Here is a 20240-nt window from a genome sequence, read left to right on the forward strand (position 1 = left end):
TTAGCGGATCAGGCCGGCTTGCCGGGGTCGGCCACGTCAATGGCGGACGTGGCGCCGACGGCGGCGCGCAGCTCGAATTTCTGGATCTTGCCGGTGGAGGTCTTGGGCAGTTCTCCGAAGCGCACCGCGCGCGGCACCTTGAAGCCCGACAACAGCAGCTTGCAGTGCGCGATGATTTCCTCGGCGGTGGCGGTGCAGCCGGGCTTGAGCTCGACGAAGGCGCAGGGCGTCTCGCCCCATTTGGGATCCGGCATCGCCACGACGGCCACGGCCGCCACGGCGGGATGCCGGTAGAGCGCGTCCTCGACCTCGATGCTGGAGATGTTCTCGCCGCCCGAGATGATGATGTCCTTGCTGCGGTCCTTGATGCGGACATAGCCGTCGGCCGTCATGACGCCCAGGTCGCCGGTGTGGAACCAGCCGCCGGCAAAGGCATCCTCGGTCGCGCGGGCGTTCTTCAGGTAGCCCTTCATGCAGATGTTGCCGCGGAACATGACTTCGCCGATGGTCTGTTCGTCGGCCGGCACCTCCTGCATGGTGTCGGGGTCGCGCACCGAGACGCCGGCCTGCAGGTGATAGCGAACGCCCTGGCGGGCGGTCAGCAACGCGCGGCGCTCGGGGTCCAGCGCGTCCCACGCGTCCTGGTGGGCGCAGACCGCGGCGGGTCCATAGACTTCGGTCAGGCCGTACACGTGGGTGAGCTCAAAGCCGATCTCGCGCATCTTGTCGATCACGGCCGGCGCGGGCGCGGCGCCCGCCACCATGGTGCGCACGGTGTGGGTGATGCCGGCGCGCAGTTCGGCCGGGGCGTTGGCCAGCGCGCTCTGCACGATGGGCGCGCCGCAGTAGTGCGTGACGCCTTCGTCGCGGATCAGGTCGAACACCGTCTTCGGGTCGAACTTGCGCAGGCAGACGTTCACGCCCGCGCGCGCCGCGATGGTCCAGGCGAAGCACCAGCCATTGCAATGAAAGAGCGGCAGCGTCCACAGGTAGACGGGATGCTTGGGCATGTCCCATTCGAGGATGTTGCTGACCGCGTTCAGGTAGGCGCCGCGGTAGTGGTAGACCACGCCTTTCGGATCGCCCGTGGTGCCGGACGTGTAGTTCAGCGCGATGGCGTCCCATTCGTCGGCGGGCGGTTTCCAGTCGTAGGTGGCGGGCGCGGCCGCCAGGAAGTCCTCGTAGTCGGTGGCGCCCGGCAGCGTGGCGGGAGCGCTTTCCAGGTCGTGCACCGAAATGATCTTCAGGTGCGGGAATTCGGCGCGGGCGCGCTGGGCGACGTCGGCGTATTCGGTGTCGACGATCAGCGCCCGGGCTTCGCCGTGGCCCAGCATGAACAGCACGCTGGGCGCGTCCAGGCGGGTGTTCAGCGTGTTCAGCACGGCGCCCAGCATGGGCACGCCGAAGTGCGCCTCGACCATGGCGGGAATGTTGGGCAGCATGACGGCGACCGTTTCGCCGCGCTGGATGCCGGCCTGGGCCAGAGCGCCGGCCAGGCGCTGGGCGCGTGCGTAGGTTTGCGCCCAGGTCCGGCGGACCTTGCCGTAAACGATGGCCAGCCGCTGGCCATAGACTTGCGCCGCCCGGGCAATGAAATCCACGGGGGTCAGGGCTTCGTAGTTGGCCTCGCGGCGTTCAAGGCCGTGATCGAACATGCCGGTCATGCTTGTCTCCAATGGGGCGGGTTGACCCCTTATCAAGTCCGCGGGGTGTTGATCCCCGTCGCTTGCCCTAGCTTATGGCCGGCTGGAAAATGGCGTCTGTCGCCTGCATGACAGACCCCCGGCCGGTTGCGCATTCCTCAAGTTTTACACGGTTCTTCCCATGTCCGATGTTTCAAACACAGTTTCCGCCGACGAACTGCCTGCGCTGTTTCGCGCCTGTACGTGGTTCGGGGCGCTGGATGCGCGGCACCAGGCGCTGGTGCTGGCGACCTCGCGCGCGGAACACGTGGCCAGCGGCGCGTGGATTGCGCGGCGCAACGCGCCGTCGGACTACTGGCTGGGCGTCAGCCAAGGGCTGCTCAAGCTGGCCATCTATAACGAATCCGGCCGCAGTTGCACGTTCTCGGGCGTGCCGCCGGGCGGCTGGTTCGGCGAGGGCAGCGTCATCAAGCGCGAGCTGCGCAAATACGATGTCGTGGCCATCCAGCCGTCGCTGGTGATGATGGTGCCCACCGCGACCTTCCACGCGCTGCTGTCGGCCAGCCTGCCGTTTTCGCACTTTGTCATCGGCCAGTTGAATGACCGCATGGGCGAGTTCATCGCGTCCATCCAGAACCACCGTTTGCTGGATGCCGACGCGCGCGTGGCGCAATCGCTGGCGCAGCTGTTCAACCCGCAGCTGTATCCGTCCACCGATCTGACGCTGGCGATTTCGCAGGAAGAACTGGGTTACCTGACGGGGCTGTCGCGCCAGCGGGTCAACCAGGCGCTGCAGACGCTGGCCGACCAGGGCATCCTGGCGCTCGCCTACAACCAGATCAAGGTGCTGGACCTGTCGCGCTTGCGCCAGTACGGGCTGGATCAGATCTGACCGCCGTCAGGCGGCCAGGCCGCCCAGCGCATGGTCCAGCGCGGCGCGGGCCAGCTTGCTGGCCGACGAAAGCATCAGGGCGGCCACGCCGTCCAGGTCGCGGGCATCCAGGCAGGCGACGTAGTCTGCCAGCGAATGCGTGTGCAGCGAGATCTCGGGATGCGCATGCGGGCCCATGCGCCGCGCGCCTTCGGCGCACAGGGTGCGGTAGCAAAGCGCGGCGCCTTCGGCGGAGCAGGCGACGATGCCAATGTGCAGCGGCGTGGCGTTCATCCAGGCGATTCCTTCTGTAACGGTCCAATCGACCAGATGACGGTCGAATCAGGGTCAAATTCACCATGCAGGGGTTGTTTATACCCGAAATCGCGATAGTGAAAAACACCACAAAGAATTCAACCTGTTGATTCTTCGTGGTTTTTTTCTGGCACGGATTTCGCATGAGGACACGTACCCAACCAACCGCAACACAGGAGGGCGTTCCCATCATGGGTCCGTATCGGAAATTATGGTTCACGTTGATCGCCGTGGTGGCGATCACATTTGCACTGCTCGGGTTTTACGGCGGCGAGGTCTACCGCCAGGCGCCGCCGATTCCCGGTCATGTGGTGACGTCCGACGGCCGTGCGCTGTTCGGGCGCGAAGACATCCTGGATGGGCAGACCGCCTGGCAGTCCGTGGGCGGCATGCAGCTCGGTTCGATCTGGGGCCACGGCGCCTACCAGGCGCCCGACTGGACGGCCGACTGGCTGCACCGCGAGCTGATGGCCTGGCTGGACCTGGCCGCGCGCGACGAGCACGGCCAGGCCTACGCCGACCTGTCCAAACCGCAGCAGGCCGCGCTGCGCGAAACGCTCAAGGCCGAGTACCGCGCCAATCGCAGCGACGCCGCGACCGACACGCTGACCATCACGCCGCGCCGCGCCAAGGCCATCGAGCAGACGGCGGCCTATTACGACCAGTTGTTTTCCGATGCACCGGCCCTGCAAGGCAGCCGCGAGAGCTTCGCCATGAAGGAAAACACGCTGCCGGACGCCACGCGCCGCCAGCAGCTGACGCACTTTTTCTTCTGGACGGCCTGGGCCGCGGCAACCGAACGCGAAGGCAAGCCGGTCACGTACACCAACAACTGGCCGCATGAACCGCTGATCGGCAACCAGCCCAGCGCTGAAAACGTCATGTGGTCCATCATCAGCGTCGTCGTGCTGCTGGCAGGCATCGGCTTCCTGGTCTGGGCGTGGGCGTTCCTGCGCGGCCAGGAAGAAGACGAACCGCAACCGCCCGCCCGCGATCCGCTGACCACCTTCGCCCTGACGCCCTCGCAGCGCGCGCTGGGCAAGTACCTGTTCCTGGTCGTGGCGCTGTTCGGCTTTCAGGTGCTGCTGGGCGGTTTCACCGCGCACTACACCGTTGAAGGACAGAAGTTCTATGGCATCGACGTCTCTCAGTGGTTCCCGTATTCGCTGGTGCGCACCTGGCACATCCAGAGCGCCCTGTTCTGGATCGCAACCGGGTTCCTGGCCGCCGGCCTGTTCCTGGCGCCGCTGATCAACGGCGGTCGCGATCCGAAGTTCCAGAAGGTGGGCGTGGACATCCTGTTCTGGGCGCTGGTGCTGGTCGTGGTCGGCTCGTTTACCGGCAACTACCTGGCCATTGCACAGATCATGCCGCCCGAGCTGAACTTCTGGCTGGGCCATCAAGGCTATGAATACGTCGACCTGGGCCGCCTGTGGCAGATCGGCAAGTTTGCGGGCATCTGCTTCTGGCTGGTGCTGATGCTGCGCGGCATCGTGCCCGCGCTGCGCACGCCGGGCGGCGACAAGAACCTGCTGGCGCTCTTGACGGCATCGGTCGGCGCCATTGGTCTCTTCTACGGCGCGGGCTTTTTCTACGGCGAACGCACGCACCTGACCGTCATGGAGTACTGGCGCTGGTGGATCGTCCACCTGTGGGTCGAAGGCTTCTTCGAAGTGTTCGCCACCACGGCGCTCGCGTTCATCTTCTCCACGCTGGGTCTCGTGTCGCGCCGCATGGCGACGACGGCCAGCCTGGCTTCGGCCTCGCTGTTCATGCTGGGTGGCATTCCCGGCACGTTCCACCACCTGTATTTCGCGGGCACCACCACGCCTGTGATGGCGGTGGGCGCCAGCTTCTCGGCGCTGGAAGTGGTGCCGCTGATCGTGCTGGGCTATGAAGCCTGGGAAAACTGGCGCCTGAAGACCCGCGCCGCCTGGATGGACAACCTGAAGTGGCCGCTGATGTGCTTCGTGGCCGTGGCCTTCTGGAACATGCTGGGCGCCGGCGTCTTCGGCTTCATGATCAACCCGCCCATCTCGCTGTACTACATCCAGGGTCTGAACACCACGCCGGTGCACGCGCACGCCGCGCTGTTCGGGGTGTACGGTTTCCTGGCGCTTGGCTTCACGCTGCTGGTCCTGCGCTACATCCGCCCGCAGTACGCGTTGAACCCGGGTCTGATGAAGCTGGCGTTCTGGGGCATGAACATCGGTCTGGCCCTGATGATCTTCACCAGCCTGTTGCCCGTGGGCCTGATCCAGTTCCATGCCAGCGTCAGCGAAGGCATGTGGTACGCCCGCAGCGAAGCCTTCATGCAGCAGGACCTGCTCAAGACCCTGCGCTGGGGCCGCACGTTCGGCGACGTCGTGTTCCTGCTGGGCGCGCTGGCCATGGTCATGCAAGTGATCCTGGGCCTTCTCAGCAGCAAGCCCGCGCTGGTCGAACCGCGCCTGACGCCCAAGGCGGCACGCGGCTGACCTGCGTACCTTCGCGACTTTGCGCCAGCGCAACGTTGCGAAGGGGACCTCCCGGTCCAATGGAAGCAAAGCCTGCGCCGGCCTGGCGCAGGCGCTTCGGAGAAACTCCGCATGCGCTTCCTGCCCATTGCCGCAACCATTGCCGGCGCCATGACAGTGTTGTTGATCGCTTGCGGGCCCGCAGACCGGGCCCGCTTTGCGTTGCCTGACCTTACGCGGCTGCCGCCCGGAGAGGTCACGCATCAGCCCCCCGGCGAGGCGCTGCGCAATGGCTATCCCGTCACCCCCGCACCGGTCACCACCCGCCACCCGCGCGGCGTCGCCATCATGACGCGGCAGGTCAGCCAGGCCGAATACGCGGCGTGCGTGGCCGCCGGCGCCTGCAAACCGCTGGACGCGGCGCACCGCAAGGACGCGTCTGCCGATCTGCCCGCCACGGGCATCAGCTGGTCCGACGCGACGGCCTACGCCGCGTGGCTATCGGGTTCGACCGGCCAGCGCTATCGCTTGCCGCGCTATGCCGAATGGATCTACGCCGCCGGCGAGGCCTATCGCGAAGAAGCGCCGCCTGCCGGCTTGCAAGACAACGGCCAGGCGCCCAACGACCCCGCGCAGCGCTGGCTGGCGGAATACGAACAGGAAATCCGCCGCGGCAAGCAGGGCGCCGACATCGACGTGCGGCCGTTTGGCCAGTATGGCGCCAACGCGGCCGGCCTGAAGGACATGGCGGGCAGCGTGTGGGACTGGACGTCCGATTGCCACTCGCGCCGCGTGCTGGACGCGGCGCCGGACGCTCCCGAAGACGCGGACCTGAGCCGCAATTGCGGCATACGCGTCGCGGCCGGACGGCATATTGCGTACCTGCCTGATTTCATCCGCGATCCCAAGAACGGCGCGTGTTCGGTCGGCGTGCCGCCCGCGAACCTGGGAATGCGGCTGGTATTGGAAGAGGGCTAGTGGCCTGTTGCCGGTGACCCGTTGCGGCAAGACAGGCACGATGCGCAGTCCATGGCCGGCTGCGCGTTCTGCGACAGGCTGGCCAGGGCGGCGGGCGAGCGAAGCACGATGCGCTTGCGGCCGCTGCTGACGATGCCGCGCTGCTTCCAGTCGCTGAGCAGCCGGCTGACGGTGTGCAGCGTGGTGCCGGTCATCTCGGCGACGTCCTGCCGCGTGATCGGAAAGCTGATGCCGATGCCGTCGTGCGTGGGCTGCCCGGATTGCTGCACCAGCCGCAGGATGGCGCGCGCCACGCGCTGTTCGACTTCGTCGGTGGACAGTTCCTGGATGCGCAGGTGAGCATCCTGCAGCCGCTGTCCCATGGTCTGCAGCGCAATCGCGCCCAATTGCGGATGGCTGCCCATGAAGCCTTCCCAGGCCGACGCCGGCCACGCCAGGCACACGCTTTCCTGCACGGCCAATACGCTGGCCGGGTAACAGGACTGCCGCATCGCGCAAGCCAGGCCAAACATATCGCCCGGATTGACATATCTCACGACAACTTGATCGCCTTCCGATGTAATTTGGGTGACCTTGAGGCAGCCGTGCAGCAACACGAAGAAATGGGCGCCTTCGGCGCCTTGCCGGTAAGCGGCTTCGCCGGCTTCAAGGCGGCAGGGAACGGCGTCGTTGAGCGCGGTGTCTAGCTGCGCGTCGGACAAGGGCCTGAACAGATCCAGGTTGCGCAGCAGGGCATGGCATAAAGGCGATGGCATGGCGGTCCGCGTGTGGACGTGGAGGGATTTTCCACGGATCGATGGTGACACCTGAGGGGCACCATGACAACTTGCGGGCGGCCGCAGGGTTATCCCGAATTTGCGCTACAGCAAAGAACGCGATCGCTCGCGGTTCTTCAATGGAGGTGCCGACAGACTCGGCTTTGAAGAAACCGAAAGAGGAGTAGCACATGAACGCGTTGCGCCCCACCTTGCTTGCCGCCGCCCTGATGTTCTCAATGGCGGGTGGCCTGGCTTCCGCCCAGAACGCAGACACGCTGCCGCGCGCCAAGGTCACGCTGGTCGCCCCGCCGTTGGTTCACCCGCATGAGCAGGTGGCCAAGTCGGGACCCAAGGTTGTCGAATTCACCATGACCATCGAAGAAAAGAAGATGGTCATCGACAGCAAGGGCACCACGCTGCAGGCCATGACATTCAACGGATCCATGCCCGGCCCCACGATGGTCGTGCACGAGGGCGATTACGTGGAATTGACCCTGGTCAATCCCAAGTCCAATGCGATGCCGCATAACGTCGACTTCCACGCCGCCACGGGCGCCTTGGGCGGCGCCAAGCTGACCAACGTGAACCCCGGCGAACAAGCCACCATGCGTTTCAAGGCCGACCGCGCCGGCACCTTCGTCTATCACTGCGCGCCGGAAGGCATGGTGCCGTGGCATGTGGTGTCCGGCATGAGCGGCACGATCATGGTGTTGCCGCGCGAAGGCCTGAAGGACCCGCAAGGCAAGCCGCTCAAGTACGACCGCGTCTACACCATCGGCGAGTTCGACCTGTACATCCCCAAGGACGCCAACGGCAAGTACAAAGACTACGCGACCCTCGCTGAAAGCTATGGCGACACCGTGGAAGTCATGCGCAAGCTGACTCCGTCGCACATCGTCTTCAACGGCAAGGTTGGCGCCCTGACCGGCGACAACGCGCTTACCGCCAAGGTCGGCGAAACCGTGCTGCTGATCCATTCGCAAGCCAATCGCGACACGCGGCCCCACCTGATCGGCGGCCACGGCGACTGGGTCTGGGAAACCGGCAAGTTCAACAATCCGCCCGAAAAGGACCTGGAAACCTGGTTCATCCGCGGCGGTTCGGCTGGCGCGGCGCTGTACACGTTCAAGCAGCCGGGCGTGTATGCCTACCTGAACCACAACCTGATCGAAGCCTTTGAACTGGGCGCGGCCGGGCACATCAAGGTCGAGGGCAAGTGGAACGACGACCTGATGAAGCAGATCAAGGCGCCGGGCCCCATCCCGCAGTAATGCCCAGACGGCAGGGCGCGCGCCGCGCGTCCTGCCGGTTTGCTATCAACCCCACGCCTGGAATTGCTGCCATGCCTCTTATTGCTCGAATCGCCTTTGCCCTTGCGCTGACGGGACTGCCCGTGCAGCATGCCGCGGCCGACACGCTTGCCGCCGTCAATCCCGCCGGAGAAAAGCTCTATAAATCTGCCTGTGTGGTGTGTCATGCCAGCGGCGTGGCCAATGCCCCCAAGCTGGGCGACAAACAAGCCTGGACGCCGTTTCTGGCGCAAGGCACCGATGCGCTGATGGTCACCGTGCTGAAAGGCAAGGGCGCCATGCCGCCGCGCGGCGGCTCGGCGGCAGACGAGGCCACGCTGCGCGCCGCCGTGGAATACATGATGGCGGCAGCGAAGTAGCGCTCAATGGCTGGCGGCGCGCGCCGCTACAAGCGGCTGGCCGCCCGCCCTGCTAAACGCGGCGGGCCAGCAACGCCCACACGCCGGCGGCCGACATCAGCGCGCCGCCGCCCAGGTTGAAGCCGCGCTGCGCGCGCGGCGACACCAGCATCCGCCGGGCCGAGCCCGCAAAGATGGCGTAGGCCGCGGCATTGATGCCCGCGCAGGCCACAAAGGTGGCCGACAGCATCCACAACTGCCGCGTCACATCGCCCGCCGGATCGATGAACTGCGGCAGGAAGGCCACGAAGAAGATCATGCCCTTGGGGTTCAGCGCGGTCACCAGATACGTGTTGGCAAAGAGCTTCCAGCGCGAACCCACCGGCTTGGCGGCGGGCAGCGTGGCCGGCGACACGCCGGCGCGCAGCAGCCGGTAACCCAGATACAGCAGATACAGGCCGCCGACGGTCTTGACCACCGTGAACCAGAAGGCGGACGCGGCCAGCAGCGCGCCCAGGCCCAGCAGCGACAGCACCAGGGCGGTCGAATCGCCCAGCGCCACGGCCAGCACCAGCGGCAGGCGGGCGCGCTTGCCGTGGGTAAGCGAATAGCTGATCACGGTCAGGATGGTGGGGCCGGGCAGCATGACAAGCAGGGCCGAGGCGCCCAGGAAGGCCAGCCAGGTTTCGAGAGACATGGAAGGAACTCCGCAAGAGGGACCGGCGCGTGGGGCCGGCTGCGGCCAATGTATCCCAACCGGGCGGCCTGAGAACCAGGGCGGCGGGCATCCAAGACCCGGCAGTCCGCGACGCGGTGGTGTTAAATACAGCTTTCCCGGACAGTGAACGCCGGCCGCCAGGCCGCGCGAAGGAAACTCCATGGCATTTGACTTTGACCTGTTTGTGATCGGCGCGGGCTCGGGCGGCGTGCGCGCAGCCCGTTTTTCGGCCAGCTTCGGCGCGCGCGTGGCCGTGGCCGAAAGCCGCTACCTGGGCGGCACGTGTGTGAACGTGGGCTGCGTGCCCAAGAAGCTGCTGGTCTACGGCGCGCACTACAGCGAAGACTTCGAACAGGCGCATGGCTTTGGCTGGACCGCGGACGCGCCGAAGTTCGACTGGCCCACGCTGATCGCCAACAAGAACCGCGAGATCGAACGCCTGAACGGCATCTACCGCAATCTGCTGGTCAACAGCGGCGTGTCGCTGCTCGAAGGCCACGCGCGCATCGTCGACCCGAACACGGTCGACATCAACGGCAAGACCTACAGCGCCGCGCACATCCTGGTCGCGACCGGCGGCTGGCCGCTGGTGCCCGACATTCCGGGCAAGGAACACGCCATCACGTCCAACGAGGCCTTCTTCCTGAAAGACCTGCCGCGCCGCGTGCTGGTCGTGGGCGGCGGCTACATCGCCGTGGAATTCGCGTCCATCTTCAATGGCATGGGCGCGCAGACCATCCAGTCCTACCGCGGTCCGCTGTTCCTGCGCGGCTTTGACCTGGGCGTGCGCGAGCACCTGCGCGACGAACTGGTCAAGAAGGGCATCGACCTGCGCATGAACACCGAGGTCGCCCGCATCGACAAGCGCGCGGACGGCTCGCTGGCCGCCACCTGCAAGGACGGCGCCGTCATCGAGACCGATTGCGTGTTCTACGCCACGGGCCGCCGTCCGATGCTGGACAACCTGGGGCTGGAGAACACCGGCGTGAAGCTGCGCGAGGACGGCTTCATTGACGTGGATGACGAATATCGCACCGCGGAACCTTCCATCCTGGCCATCGGCGACGTGATCGGCCGCGTGCCGCTTACCCCGGTGGCGCTGGCCGAAGGCATGGCCGTTGCGCGCCGGCTGTTCCGCCCGCAGGAGTATCGCAAGGTCGACTACAAGCTGATCCCCACCGCCGTGTTCAGCCTGCCGAATATCGGCACCGTGGGCCTGACCACCGAAGAGGCGCGCGACGCCGGGTACGAGCTGCGGCTTTTCGAAAGCCGCTTCCGGCCCATGAAGCTGACGCTGACCGAGTCGCAGGAACGCACGCTGATGAAGGTGATCGTCGACGCGCAGACCGATCGCGTGCTGGGCGTGCACATGGTGGGCCCGGAGGCCGGCGAGATCGTGCAGGGGCTTGCCGTGGCGCTGAAGGCGGGCGCAACCAAGGCCGTCTTCGACGACACCATCGGCATCCATCCCACGGCGGCCGAAGAGTTCGTCACGATGCGCACGCCTGTCGCGCAGTAAGACGCGCGAACGCCTGACGCTACAGGCGTTCGATCATGACGCGCGCCGCCGCCGGCGCGCGTTCTTTTGCCCCATTGATGAAGTACGCAAAGACGTCCTGAACCTTGGCAGCCTTGGGAGGCTTGGCCGGCGCACCGATGTGCGGCAGGTCGTCCGGATGGTCGCCGCGCGACCAGGCCTGCAGGCGCTCTGCCCAGGCGTCCAGCGCCTTGGGCGCATATCCGGCCTTGTATCGGGGGCTGGCGCGCATCAGCCGCGCGTAGACAAAGTCGCCCGTCCGGTCGGCAATGGCGGGAAACTCGTCGCTGTCGGTGTAGACGGTCGCTGCGCGATGGCGGCGCGCCAGGTCCAGATATTCCTCGCAGGCAAAGCTGGCATGACGCACGTCCAGCGCATGCCGCAAGGGCAGTCCGTCCACCTTGTCCGGCAGCAATTCCAGGAAGGCCCCGAAGTCCTTTGGATCGAACTGCTTGGTCGGGGCAAACTGCCACACGATGGGGCCGAGCTTCGCGCCCAGTTCGGCGATGCCGCTTTTAATGAAGCGATCGATCGAGTCCCCCGCGCCCGCCAGCTCGCGCCGGTTGGTGCAATAGCGCGACGCCTTGAGCGAGAACACAAAATCCTCGGGCGTTTCGTCGCGCCACTTGGCAAACGTGGCAGGCTTTTGCGTGCCGTAGTAGGTGCCGTTGATCTCGATGGCCGTGACCTGCCGGCTGGCGTATTCCAGTTCGCGCGCGTGCGGCAGGTCGTCGGGATAGAAGACGCCGCCGCGCCACGGCTCGAAGGTCCAGCCGCCGATGCCAACGCGGATCGCGGCGGCCCGGCCCGCCGGGGACGGATGACGTTTCGGCATGGACTGCGCTCCACGAAAGGGGTCGAGCGGTCCACTGTATCGCCGGCGCGACTAGCCGCCAACCCCATCGGAAAATTCCGCTGTTCCGGTACAGTTTTCGGCTAAGGTGTGCATTCACGATCCGACTTTTGTCCGGCGCACGCCGGCTTCCCATGCCCGACCTGACACATCTGCTGACTTTCGCCCTGGTAGCGCTGGGCATGGTGCTCACACCCGGCCCCAACATGATCTACCTGGTGTCCCGCTCCATCTCGCAAGGGCCGCAGGCTGGCCTGATTTCGCTGGGCGGCGTGGCGGTCGGGTTCATCTTCTACGTCGCCTGTGCGGCGTTCGGCATCACCGCCTTGCTGATGGCCGTGCCCTACGCCTACGACGCGCTGCGCATCGGCGGGGCGCTCTACCTGCTCTACATGGCGTGGCAGGCGATCCGCCCGGGCGGCCGGTCACCGTTTCAGGTGCATGACCTGCCCAAAAGCAGCCCGCGGCAATTGTTCACGATGGGTCTCCTGACCAATTTGCTCAATCCCAAGATCGCGGTCATGTACGTGTCGCTGCTGCCGCAATTCATTCAGCCCGATCACGGCAGCGTCTTCACCCAATCGCTGGCGCTGGGCATGACGCAGGTCGTGATCAGCCTGTCCGTGAACGCGCTGATCGCGATCATGGCGGGTTCCATTGCCGGTTTCCTGGCGGGCCGTCCGCTGTGGATGGTGGTGCAGCGCTGGCTGATGGGTACGGTGCTGGCCGGCCTGGCGGTGCGCATGCTTGTGGATACGCGACGCTGATGCCGGCCCAGGACGGATTTTTCGCAACGCTGGGCGGCATGCTCGGCGAGGGCCTGCGCGCCATCGTTGCAGGAATCAAATGGCTCTTGGGCGGCCTGGGCGGCGCGCTGGCGGACTTCTACGCCGGCCTGGCCGGCGCGATGGGCATGAGCCCGTCGATCTTCAATCTGGTGCTGCTGGCGCTGGGCCTCATGTTCCTGTGGGGCGCGGTCAAGGCGCTGCTGCGGCGCTCGATTCTGGGGTTCCTTTTCTGGCTGTTCATGACGCTGCTGGTGCTCGGTGGGCTGGTGGACTAGCGGGCCCGCGGCACCGCCTTTGCCACCGCTTGGGCAACCTCTCGCAACCGCCGCACCATCGCTGGAAAGCGTTCCGCGCCGGTGTTGCCATAGCCGATCACCAGACCATTGTCCTCGGGGCGCGGCGTGAGCGCGAACGAAGACAGCGCGCCGGGATTCATGCCCAGCTTGCGCGCTTCGGCCACGATGGCCGTATCCGCATATTCGGACGGCAGCCGCACGGTCAGATGCAATCCGCAGTGCCCGCCCAGCACCTCGTGTTCGATCCCCAGATGCTGCGCCAGCGCTTCGCGCAGCGCCGACTGGCGTTCGCGGTACAGCCGCCGCATGCGGCCCAGGTGGCGCGAGAACTGGCCGTTTTCGATGAAGGCCGCCATGGTGAGCTGCTCCAGCCGGTGGCCGCCGCGCTGCATTTCGACGATGGACGGCATGGCCTCGCGCGCGATGGCCTCGGGCAGCACCAGAAAGCCCAGCCGCAGGGCGGGGAACATGGTCTTGCTGAATGTGCCCACGTACAGCACCGGGGCGTCCGGCAGCAGGCCCTGCATGGCGGCGATCGGTTCGCCCTGATGGCGGAATTCGCTGTCGTAGTCGTCTTCGATGATCCACGCGTGCGCGCGCCGCGCGCGTTCCAGCAGGTCGAGCCGGCGCGTCAGCGACAGCACCGCGCCGGTGGGGTACTGATGCGACGGGGTCGTCTGGATCAGGCGGGGCGGCTGGCGCGCCCAGGCGCTTTCGGGGATGACGATGCCGTCGGCATCCACGCGCATGGCCACGACATTCAGGTCGCCCGCATGAAAGGCGGCCTTGGCGCCGCGATACCCCGGGTCTTCCAGCCAGGCCGTGTCGCCGGGATTGGTCAGCAGTTGCACGCACAGCGCCAGCCCGCCCTGCGCGCCTTCCGTGATGACGATGCGCGAAGCGTCGCAATGCACGCCGCGCGATACGCGCAGGTATTGGGCGATGGCCTCGCGCAGCGCGGGCTCGCCGGCCGGATCGCCATAGCCCAGCGCGGCGGCCGGGGCGGCCTGCAGCGCGCGGTCCTGCGCGCGGCGCCAGGCATTCAGCGGGAATTGGGTCAGCGCGGGCGTGCCGGGCGTCATCGGCAGCGTGGCGTCCGCGGCATGGCGTGTGGAGACGATGCGGGCCAGGCGGCGGGCGGTCGCCGGGGCCTGTGTGGGGCTGGGCACGGCCTGGCGGGCGGCGTGGCGGGCCGCGGCCGACAGCGGCGCCACGCGCGTGCCCTGGCGGTCGGCGATCACGTAGCCCTCGGCCGTCAGTTGCTCGTAGGCGATCAGCACCGTGTTGCGCGAGATGGCCAGGTCCTCGGACAGTGCGCGGGACGACGGCAGCTTGCCGCCTGCCGGAAGCTGGCCCGCCAGGATGGCCTGCTTGAGCCGCTGGATGAGCTGGCGCTGGCGCGGCAGCGAACCCGGGCCGCGCGCAAGCGGACTGGACAGGAGTGAAGCATTGGCGGCGTCGCGCAAGGCAGAGTCGGTCATGGCCCTATTAAATTCCTGGTTCGTGGCGCTTTTTATGATGCCACGGTTCCGATATCGTGAGGCCCTGGGTGTTGCGCCCGCCACCGTCGGCGGCGCGCCCTGAACCGATCGCCGAGGCACCGCCCGCATGCAACCGCGCACCAACGATTTCCAGCAACCCATCGGCCCGGCGCTGCCCGGCTGGACGACGCGTCCGCGTCCGCCGCTCGCGCCCGCCGTCGGCCGCTATTGCCGTCTGGAGCCGCTGTCGGCCGAGCGCCACGCGGCAGACTTGTACCAGGCCTTCAGCCGGGCGCCCGACGACAGCGACTGGACCTACATGGGCGCCGGCCCCTTCGCGGACGAGGCCGCCTACCGGACGTTCGCCGACGCCGCGCAGTCCAGTCCGGACCCCATGCATCACGCCATCATCGACCTGGCCACGGGCCGCGCCGTCGGCACGCTGGCGCTGATGCGCATCGACGCGCCCAACGGCGTCATCGAGGTCGGCTTCGTGTCCTATTCGCGCCAGCTCAAGCGCACCCGCATCGCCACCGAAGCGCAGTTCCTGCTGATGCGCCGCGCCTTCGACGAGCTGGGCTACCGCCGCTATGAATGGAAGTGCGACAGCCTGAACGCGCCGTCGCGCGCCGCCGCGCTGCGACTGGGCTTCACCTTTGAAGGTATCTTCCGGCAGGCCACCGTCTACAAGGGCCGTAGCCGCGACACGGCGTGGTTCTCGATCATCGACAGCGAATGGCCCGCGCGGCGCGCGGCCTACGAGCGCTGGCTCAGCCCGGACAACTTCGACGCCGAGGGCAAGCAACGCCAGGGCCTGGCGGCGTTGATCGCGGCCGAAGCGGCCGCCGGCGCGGGCAACGATGTGGCCAGCAATCGGCGGGGCAACGGCGCAGGAGACCCGGCTGCGTGCGCCTGATTCCGGTGGCACTGGCCCTTTTCTGGGGGCTGAACTGGCCGGCGGTGAAGATCATTCTGTCCATCTTCCCGCCGTTCACCTTGCGCGTGCTCGGCCTGGGCAGCGGCGCGTTGCTGCTATTGCTGCTGGCGGGCGCCAAACGCTTGCCGCTGTTGCCGCCGCGCAGCGCGTGGCCCGGGATCGTGGTGGGCGGCGTCCTGGCCGTGGCCGTCTTCAACCTGGCCGTGGCGTGGGCGCAGCTCAGCACCAGCACGTCGCGCGCGGCGGTGCTGACCTTCACGATGCCGATGATGTCGGCGCTGCTTGCGTGGCTGGTGCTGGGGGAACGCCTGGATCGCCGTCGGGGGCTGGCGCTGCTGTTGGGCGCTTGCGGGGTGGCGGTGCTGGCCTGGCCGGTGCTGCAGGCGGTGTTCGCTGGCAACGATGTAGCCGCCGCCAAGGGGCTGGTGTTTCCGCTGGTGGCGGCGTTCGGGTGGGCGGCCGGCACCGTGTATCTCAAGCGCTGGCCCGTCGCGGGTGACCGCATCGTCATCACCGCGTGGCAGCTCGTCGTCGGCGCCAGCTGCGCATTGGCCGGCGCGCTGATCGCCGGCGAGTCCTTCCCCACGCGCGGCTGGACCGCCAGCGTCGCGGGGGCGCTCTCGTTTCACATCATCCTGGGCACCGCGGTGGCGTACTGGCTGTGGTTCGTGCTGAGCGAACGCGTCAGCGCCACCGTCGCCGCGCTGACCACGCTGATGGTGCCGGTCGTGGGCGTGCTGGGCGCGATGGCGCTGGTGGGCGACCGGCCGGCCCCGGCGGACTGGTGGGGCTTCGCCTTCGTCATGGCCGGGGCGGGGCTGATCGTCCTGAACCTGGGTCAGCGGCGCGCCTGACCGGCACCCTCGGGCGGCGACGGCATCCACGTGCCGTGCAGCCCAGCGGGCACGCGGCGCGGCAGTCGAACCTGCGCGACAGGACCGGCGGCCAGGTCGCGGGCGTCCAGCACGATGAACCGGCCCCCGGTGTCGTTTTCCGCATGCACGAAGCTCAGGATGTAGCCGTCCGCTTCGCCCGCGCCGGCCGGGTCGGCCGCAAACACCGGTTCGCACGCGGTCTGCCCGGCGGGCAGCCGGAACACGGACTTTTCACCCGTCTGCAGGTCGTAGCGGGCAAAGGCTTCGAAGGCGCCGGGCTGCGGCGTTTCACCCGGACGCGGGTCGCGCAGGCCGGCATAGCAGAAGCGGGCGCGCCGCCCGAGCCACGCATCGTTGACCCGGCCGAACTCGCAGGGCTGATCGTCCAGCATCTGATCGTCCACGCGTCCGCTGTCCAGATCGATGCGCAGCCGGTGCATTTCGAGCCGCTTGCGCGAGCTGGGTCCGTAGCCGTCGTGCCAGGGGAGCACCGCCTCGATCACGTTGCCGTCCACGCAGGCATTGGCGACGTGCCAGTTGAAGAAGGGATCCGCTTCGATCCACCGGATCTGCGCCGCGTCGTTGCAGTCCCGCGGCACGAGCAGCACGTGCGTGCCGCGTTGCGGGTCCCAGGCCGGCGCCGCGGGTCCGCGGCTGAAGTCGAACACCAGCGGGCAGACGAATGCGACCACGTGGGTGGCGGTCAGGCCGATGTCGTGGACCAGCGCCGGCCAGGGGGACGAGAAGGACACCTGGCGGTCCACCCGGCCGGTGGCGTCCAGCCGCATGTATTGCAGCGTGCCGGCCATGAGGTCGTAGTTGATCGCCAGCATTTCCCCGGTCAGCGGATCGACCTTGGGATGCGCCGAGAACGCGCCCGCGAGCTTGCCGTGGAACGTATTGGGACCCAGCGTGCCCAGCGCGTCGTTCACTTCGTAGGGGCATCCGCCTTCGTAGAGCGCGTGGATCCGCCCGGCGTGACGCAGCACGTTGGTGTTGGCCAGGTTGGCTTGCGGGGGCGGGCCGAACGTCGGGTTGTAAATGCGGTGGCCCGCGTCCCGTTCTTCCTGAAGTTCGGCGGTCAGCACCCAGCGGTTGCGGTAACGCGCGCGGCCGCTTTCCAGGTAGAGCGCGTGGATCATGCCCGTGCCGTCGTAGGGATAGGCGTAGCCCGGTCCCGGTTCGAATTGCGGGTTGGGGCCGTTGCGCATGAAGACGCCGGACAGGCCGGCGGGCAGGTCGCCTTCAATGGGCAGGTTCGCGTCGTCGCGTTCGTCAAAGACCGGCGCGAACGCACGGGTCAGGGCGGGGTTGTCGCTGTGCCAGGGTTGCATGAGGACTCCAGGCCGTGGCCGCGCGCCGGGAGGGGGGCGGCAAGCGTCCGGGGCGGCAAACGTCCGTTATATCCGCCCGGACCGCAGGGTGAAAGCCGAGTTAACCATGATGGCCGGTTCAACCATGAGGCCTGAGTCAACCATGAGACGCGCCGCCGCGCCGCCTGCGCAGCCGTTCCCGCACCATTTCCGCGCCGCTGACCAGCGTGATCCCGGCCAGCACCATCACCGCGCCGATCACGAATCCCGCATCCAGCGGCTCATCCAGGATCAGCACGCCAAAGCTCACGCCAAAGAGGGGTGTCATGAAGGACAGGATGGACAGGCGCGAGGCGAGATACCGGCGCAGCAGCCAGAACCAGACCAGGTAGCTGGACAGCGCCACCACCACCGACTGGAAGGCGACGCTCAGCATGGCGGCCTGGGTATAGCGGATGCCGTGATGGCCGGTGGCCACGGCGAAGGCCAGCAGCCCCACCGCGGCCACGGCCATCTGATAGAACAGCGTCTTGGCGGGGGCGGCCTCGGACAGCGCCGTCTTGCGGATCGCGACCGTGGTGGCGCCCCACAGCAACCCGGCCGCCAGCCCCATCGCGTCGCCCAGCAGCATGTTGCGGGCGCCCTCGTGGACGGCGGGTTCGCCGCCCTTGACCAGGAACGCGACCGCGATGCCGCAGAAGGCCAGCGCCACGCCTGCCCATTGCAGCGGTTTGAGGCGCTCTTCGGGCAGCAGCCAGTGCAAGCCGAGCGCCGCGAAGATGGGCGCGGTGTATAGAAACACCGCCATGTGCGAGGCCGTGGTGTAGACCAGACCCTGCGCGACGAACAGGAATTCGCCCGCGAACAGCAACCCCACGATCAGGCCGGGCAGGATGGTGCCGTCCGTGAACGCGCGCCCGCGCTCTGAACGCCACACCACCACCGCCAGCACCAATGCCGCGAACGTCGAGCGCAGCCCGATCTGCATGATGGGGGCGATGTCATCGGCCACCAGCTTGATGGCAATCTGCTGAAAGCCCCAGCACACGCACAGCGCCAGCATGGCGCTGGTGGCCAGCGTGTCCAGGGGAAGGCGTTGCGGCCTTGCGGCGGCGACGCTCACGGCAGTTCGGCGGGGTAGCTGTCCAGCGCCAGCCCGATCTGCTGGCGCAGGTCCCATTCGGCCAGCGTGGATTGCACCGGTCCGTAGAAGGCGCCGTCGCGGGCGACGAACATGGCCGGCAGATGGAAGACCTCGTAGCGCTCGACCAGCCCGCGGTTGTCGCCGGCATCGATCCAGCAGATGCGCTCGACCGGCAGTTCAATGGCCGGAAGCTGCTCGCGCGCCACGCGGCAGGTGCCGCAGGTGCGGCTGTGAAAGACGATGAGCGACAGGCCGGGCGCGTCCAGCAGATAGCGGTCGGCGGTGCTGTCGTTGAGGGTTATCTGTTCCATGGTGTGAGGACTCTCAAGCGCCGCGCAGCACGCGATCCAGTTCCAGCACCGACTGATACAGCACGCGGGTGCCGTCCAGCAGTTGCGCCGGTTCGATCCATTCTTCGGGGCAGTGGCTGCGGCCGTTCAGGCAGGGGATGAAGATCATGCCGATGGGGCCGGTGGGCGCCATGTAGACGGCGTCGTGGCCGGCGCCGCTGGGCAGACGCATCGACGCGTAGCCCAACTGGTCGGCGGCAGCCTTGACGGCGTCCATCACCAGGGGCGAACAGTCCGTCGGCTGCGCGCGGCTGAGCTGCGTGAAACCGGCGGTCAGGCGCAGCGCCTTCAGGTCGTCCGCCACGCCGGCCATCAGGGCTTCCGGAAAGGCGTCGAGCACGGCGTTGCTGTCGCTGCGCATTTCCAGCGTCATCTCGACCCGGCCGGGCACCGCATTGGCCGCATTGGGCGTCATGGCCAGCCGGCCCACCGTGGCGACGACGTAATGCGGATTGCCGCTGGCGGCGCTGGCCTGGCGGTGGGCGGCGTCGATGATGCGGGCCGCGCCCACCAGCGCGTCGCGCCGGATATCCATGGGCGTGGTGCCCGCGTGATCGGGTTGGCCCTCGACCACGATCTGCACGCGGCGGATGCCGACGATGTTGGTGACCACGCCGATCGGCAGGTTGCGGCTCTCGAGCACGGGGCCCTGTTCGATGTGCAGTTCGACGAAGGCGGCGGTCTCGCCCGCGCGGCGCAGCGGCGCATTCAGCGCCGCCGGATCGCCGCCGAGGCGGGCGATGCCCTGCGCCAGCGTCTCGCCCTGCGGATTGCGGGCGTCCAGCATGTCGGCGCTGAGCTGGCCGCACAGCGCGCGGCTGCCCACGCAGGAAATGCCGTAGTCGCTGGGTTCCTCGGACAGGAAGTCGATGACCTCGAAGGGATGGTCGAGGGCGATGCCGTGTTCCTGCATCGTGTGCGCGACCTCGATGCCTGCCAGCACGCCGATGATGCCGTCGAAGCGGCCGCCGCTCATGACGGTGTCGCAGTGCGAGCCGGTGGCGATCGGCTTGCGCGCGGCGTCGCGCCCGGCGCGCGTGCCGACCAGGTTGCCGCCCGCGTCCAGGCGCGTGGCCAGCCCCGCGGCTTCGAACTCGCTGCGCAGCCAGGCTCGCGCGTCATCGAACAGCGGCGAAAAGGCGCGGCGCGTCCAGGGCACGTCGGGCAGGGTGAATTTGGACAGGGTGTCGACGCGCGCCCAGAGGCGTTCGGCGTTCAGGGGAGGAAAGGCGGGCGGTGTGGCTTGCGGCATGAGACTTCCAGAAGATCGCCCTGGATT

The 20240-nt window shown here is 67.5% G+C and carries 19 protein-coding genes and 1 pseudogene; 10 read left to right on the forward strand and 10 right to left on the reverse strand.

The genetic code is table 11. The features are described from left to right. Positions 1–8: 8 nt before the first annotated feature. Entirely contained in the window at positions 9–1664 is a 1656-nt protein-coding gene (locus tag QEP15_RS09185; RefSeq protein ID WP_280148693.1) for an acyl-CoA synthetase, read from the reverse strand. A 160-nt stretch (positions 1665–1824) separates the two neighbouring features. On the opposite strand from QEP15_RS09185, the gene QEP15_RS09190 reads away from it, so the two are divergent. Further along, positions 1825–2535, forward strand: a complete 711-nt coding sequence (locus tag QEP15_RS09190) for a Crp/Fnr family transcriptional regulator (protein WP_056316086.1) — start codon at positions 1825–1827, stop codon at positions 2533–2535. A 33-nt stretch (positions 2536–2568) separates the two neighbouring features. On the opposite strand, the pseudogene QEP15_RS09195 reads toward QEP15_RS09190, so the two are convergent. After that, positions 2569–2808 (reverse strand): annotated as a pseudogene (locus tag QEP15_RS09195) (aspartate racemase); the annotation flags it as partial. Between the two features lie 212 nt (positions 2809–3020). Here QEP15_RS09195 and QEP15_RS09200 point away from each other — a divergent pair. Together QEP15_RS09200 and QEP15_RS09205 are read left to right on the forward strand one after the other, a co-directional pair. Continuing rightward, complete coding sequence (locus QEP15_RS09200; RefSeq protein WP_152384015.1) at positions 3021–5306, forward strand: nitric-oxide reductase large subunit; 2286 nt, start codon at positions 3021–3023, stop codon at positions 5304–5306. Between the two features lie 111 nt (positions 5307–5417). Further along, the gene (locus tag QEP15_RS09205; protein WP_280148694.1) at positions 5418–6263 is read left to right on the forward strand and encodes an SUMF1/EgtB/PvdO family nonheme iron enzyme; all 846 of its coding nucleotides are present in this window, start codon (positions 5418–5420) and stop codon (positions 6261–6263) included. Here the strand turns inward: QEP15_RS09205 and QEP15_RS09210 are convergent. Beyond that, entirely contained in the window at positions 6260–7018 is a 759-nt protein-coding gene (locus QEP15_RS09210) for a Crp/Fnr family transcriptional regulator (protein ID WP_152384016.1), read from the reverse strand. The two genes, QEP15_RS09205 and QEP15_RS09210, sit on opposite strands and share 4 nt — an antisense overlap. A gap of 191 nt (positions 7019–7209) precedes the next feature. On the opposite strand from QEP15_RS09210, the gene nirK reads away from it, so the two are divergent. Both nirK and QEP15_RS09220 read left to right on the forward strand, forming a co-directional pair. Further along, a complete protein-coding gene (gene nirK, locus QEP15_RS09215) occupies positions 7210–8292 on the forward strand; it encodes a copper-containing nitrite reductase (RefSeq protein WP_062841822.1) in 1083 nt (360 codons plus the stop codon). A 71-nt stretch (positions 8293–8363) separates the two neighbouring features. Further along, entirely contained in the window at positions 8364–8690 is a 327-nt protein-coding gene (locus tag QEP15_RS09220; RefSeq protein WP_142049457.1) for a c-type cytochrome, read from the forward strand. A gap of 52 nt (positions 8691–8742) precedes the next feature. Here the strand turns inward: QEP15_RS09220 and QEP15_RS09225 are convergent, their stop codons facing one another. Then, the gene (locus tag QEP15_RS09225; RefSeq protein ID WP_108696702.1) at positions 8743–9366 is read right to left on the reverse strand and encodes a LysE family translocator; all 624 of its coding nucleotides are present in this window, start codon (positions 9364–9366) and stop codon (positions 8743–8745) included. 181 nt (positions 9367–9547) lie between these two features. On the opposite strand from QEP15_RS09225, the gene gorA reads away from it, so the two are divergent. Further along, entirely contained in the window at positions 9548–10906 is a 1359-nt protein-coding gene (gorA, locus tag QEP15_RS09230) for a glutathione-disulfide reductase (RefSeq protein WP_175156720.1), read from the forward strand. A 19-nt stretch (positions 10907–10925) separates the two neighbouring features. Here the strand turns inward: gorA and QEP15_RS09235 are convergent, their stop codons facing one another. After that, complete coding sequence (locus QEP15_RS09235; RefSeq protein WP_152384018.1) at positions 10926–11759, reverse strand: DUF72 domain-containing protein; 834 nt, start codon at positions 11757–11759, stop codon at positions 10926–10928. A gap of 152 nt (positions 11760–11911) precedes the next feature. On the opposite strand from QEP15_RS09235, the gene QEP15_RS09240 reads away from it, so the two are divergent. Next, entirely contained in the window at positions 11912–12544 is a 633-nt protein-coding gene (locus QEP15_RS09240) for a LysE family translocator (protein ID WP_056569853.1), read from the forward strand. Next, positions 12544–12840 carry a hypothetical protein gene (locus QEP15_RS09245; protein ID WP_056316115.1) on the forward strand — a complete coding sequence of 99 codons (297 nt, stop codon included), beginning with the start codon at positions 12544–12546 and terminating at the stop codon, positions 12838–12840. Before QEP15_RS09240 ends, QEP15_RS09245 begins: the two co-directional genes overlap by 1 nt. Here the strand turns inward: QEP15_RS09245 and pdxR are convergent. Next, positions 12837–14342: a MocR-like pyridoxine biosynthesis transcription factor PdxR gene (pdxR, locus tag QEP15_RS09250; RefSeq protein ID WP_152384020.1), complete on the reverse strand. Its 1506-nt coding sequence runs from the start codon at positions 14340–14342 to the stop codon at positions 12837–12839. The genes QEP15_RS09245 and pdxR overlap by 4 nt on opposite strands. Positions 14343–14469: 127 nt before the next feature. Between pdxR and QEP15_RS09255 the strand changes: the two genes are divergently transcribed. Both QEP15_RS09255 and QEP15_RS09260 read left to right on the forward strand, forming a co-directional pair. Continuing rightward, positions 14470–15258 (forward strand): GNAT family N-acetyltransferase, encoded by a 789-nt coding sequence (locus QEP15_RS09255; RefSeq protein ID WP_217617856.1) that lies wholly within the window; start codon positions 14470–14472, stop codon positions 15256–15258. Further along, positions 15249–16133, forward strand: a complete 885-nt coding sequence (locus QEP15_RS09260; RefSeq protein ID WP_056316119.1) for a DMT family transporter — start codon at positions 15249–15251, stop codon at positions 16131–16133. The genes QEP15_RS09255 and QEP15_RS09260 overlap by 10 nt, the downstream gene beginning before the upstream one ends. Here the strand turns inward: QEP15_RS09260 and QEP15_RS09265 are convergent. From QEP15_RS09265 to QEP15_RS09280, 4 genes are all read right to left on the reverse strand, one after another. Continuing rightward, complete coding sequence (locus QEP15_RS09265) at positions 16118–17488, reverse strand: carotenoid oxygenase family protein (protein WP_280148695.1); 1371 nt, start codon at positions 17486–17488, stop codon at positions 16118–16120. The genes QEP15_RS09260 and QEP15_RS09265 overlap by 16 nt on opposite strands. Before the next feature lie 136 nt (positions 17489–17624). Further along, complete coding sequence (locus QEP15_RS09270; RefSeq protein WP_280148896.1) at positions 17625–18530, reverse strand: DMT family transporter; 906 nt, start codon at positions 18528–18530, stop codon at positions 17625–17627. 56 nt (positions 18531–18586) lie between these two features. Continuing rightward, positions 18587–18922, reverse strand: coding sequence for a thioredoxin family protein (locus QEP15_RS09275; RefSeq protein ID WP_280148696.1), 336 nt, complete (start codon positions 18920–18922; stop codon positions 18587–18589). Between the two features lie 13 nt (positions 18923–18935). Then, complete coding sequence (locus QEP15_RS09280; protein WP_280148697.1) at positions 18936–20213, reverse strand: Zn-dependent hydrolase; 1278 nt, start codon at positions 20211–20213, stop codon at positions 18936–18938. Positions 20214–20240: the final 27 nt, after the last annotated feature.

The organism is Achromobacter mucicolens, from assembly GCF_029866465.1.
In the GTDB taxonomy this organism is placed as follows: domain Bacteria; phylum Pseudomonadota; class Gammaproteobacteria; order Burkholderiales; family Burkholderiaceae_B; genus Achromobacter; species Achromobacter mucicolens.

Excerpts from the sequence above, each read along its gene's own strand:
- QEP15_RS09245 (WP_056316115.1), top strand. The coding sequence starts at position 12,544 with ATGCCGGCCCAGGACGGATTTTTCGCAACGCTGGGCGGCATGCTCGGC.
- QEP15_RS09200 (WP_152384015.1), top strand. The coding sequence starts at position 3,021 with ATGGGTCCGTATCGGAAATTATGGTTCACGTTGATCGCCGTGGTGGCG.
- QEP15_RS09225 (WP_108696702.1), bottom strand. The coding sequence starts at position 9,366 with ATGTCTCTCGAAACCTGGCTGGCCTTCCTGGGCGCCTCGGCCCTGCTT.
- QEP15_RS09275 (WP_280148696.1), bottom strand. The coding sequence starts at position 18,922 with ATGGAACAGATAACCCTCAACGACAGCACCGCCGACCGCTATCTGCTG.
- QEP15_RS09220 (WP_142049457.1), top strand. The coding sequence starts at position 8,364 with ATGCCTCTTATTGCTCGAATCGCCTTTGCCCTTGCGCTGACGGGACTG.
- QEP15_RS09265 (WP_280148695.1), bottom strand. The coding sequence starts at position 17,488 with ATGCAACCCTGGCACAGCGACAACCCCGCCCTGACCCGTGCGTTCGCG.
- QEP15_RS09270 (WP_280148896.1), bottom strand. The coding sequence starts at position 18,530 with ATGCTGGCGCTGTGCGTGTGCTGGGGCTTTCAGCAGATTGCCATCAAG.
- QEP15_RS09280 (WP_280148697.1), bottom strand. The coding sequence starts at position 20,213 with ATGCCGCAAGCCACACCGCCCGCCTTTCCTCCCCTGAACGCCGAACGC.
- QEP15_RS09235 (WP_152384018.1), bottom strand. The coding sequence starts at position 11,759 with ATGCCGAAACGTCATCCGTCCCCGGCGGGCCGGGCCGCCGCGATCCGC.
- pdxR (WP_152384020.1), bottom strand. The coding sequence starts at position 14,342 with ATGACCGACTCTGCCTTGCGCGACGCCGCCAATGCTTCACTCCTGTCC.
- QEP15_RS09190 (WP_056316086.1), top strand. The coding sequence starts at position 1,825 with ATGTCCGATGTTTCAAACACAGTTTCCGCCGACGAACTGCCTGCGCTG.
- QEP15_RS09210 (WP_152384016.1), bottom strand. The coding sequence starts at position 7,018 with ATGCCATCGCCTTTATGCCATGCCCTGCTGCGCAACCTGGATCTGTTC.
- QEP15_RS09205 (WP_280148694.1), top strand. The coding sequence starts at position 5,418 with ATGCGCTTCCTGCCCATTGCCGCAACCATTGCCGGCGCCATGACAGTG.
- QEP15_RS09255 (WP_217617856.1), top strand. The coding sequence starts at position 14,470 with ATGCAACCGCGCACCAACGATTTCCAGCAACCCATCGGCCCGGCGCTG.
- gorA (WP_175156720.1), top strand. The coding sequence starts at position 9,548 with ATGGCATTTGACTTTGACCTGTTTGTGATCGGCGCGGGCTCGGGCGGC.
- QEP15_RS09240 (WP_056569853.1), top strand. The coding sequence starts at position 11,912 with ATGCCCGACCTGACACATCTGCTGACTTTCGCCCTGGTAGCGCTGGGC.
- QEP15_RS09185 (WP_280148693.1), bottom strand. The coding sequence starts at position 1,664 with ATGACCGGCATGTTCGATCACGGCCTTGAACGCCGCGAGGCCAACTAC.
- nirK (WP_062841822.1), top strand. The coding sequence starts at position 7,210 with ATGAACGCGTTGCGCCCCACCTTGCTTGCCGCCGCCCTGATGTTCTCA.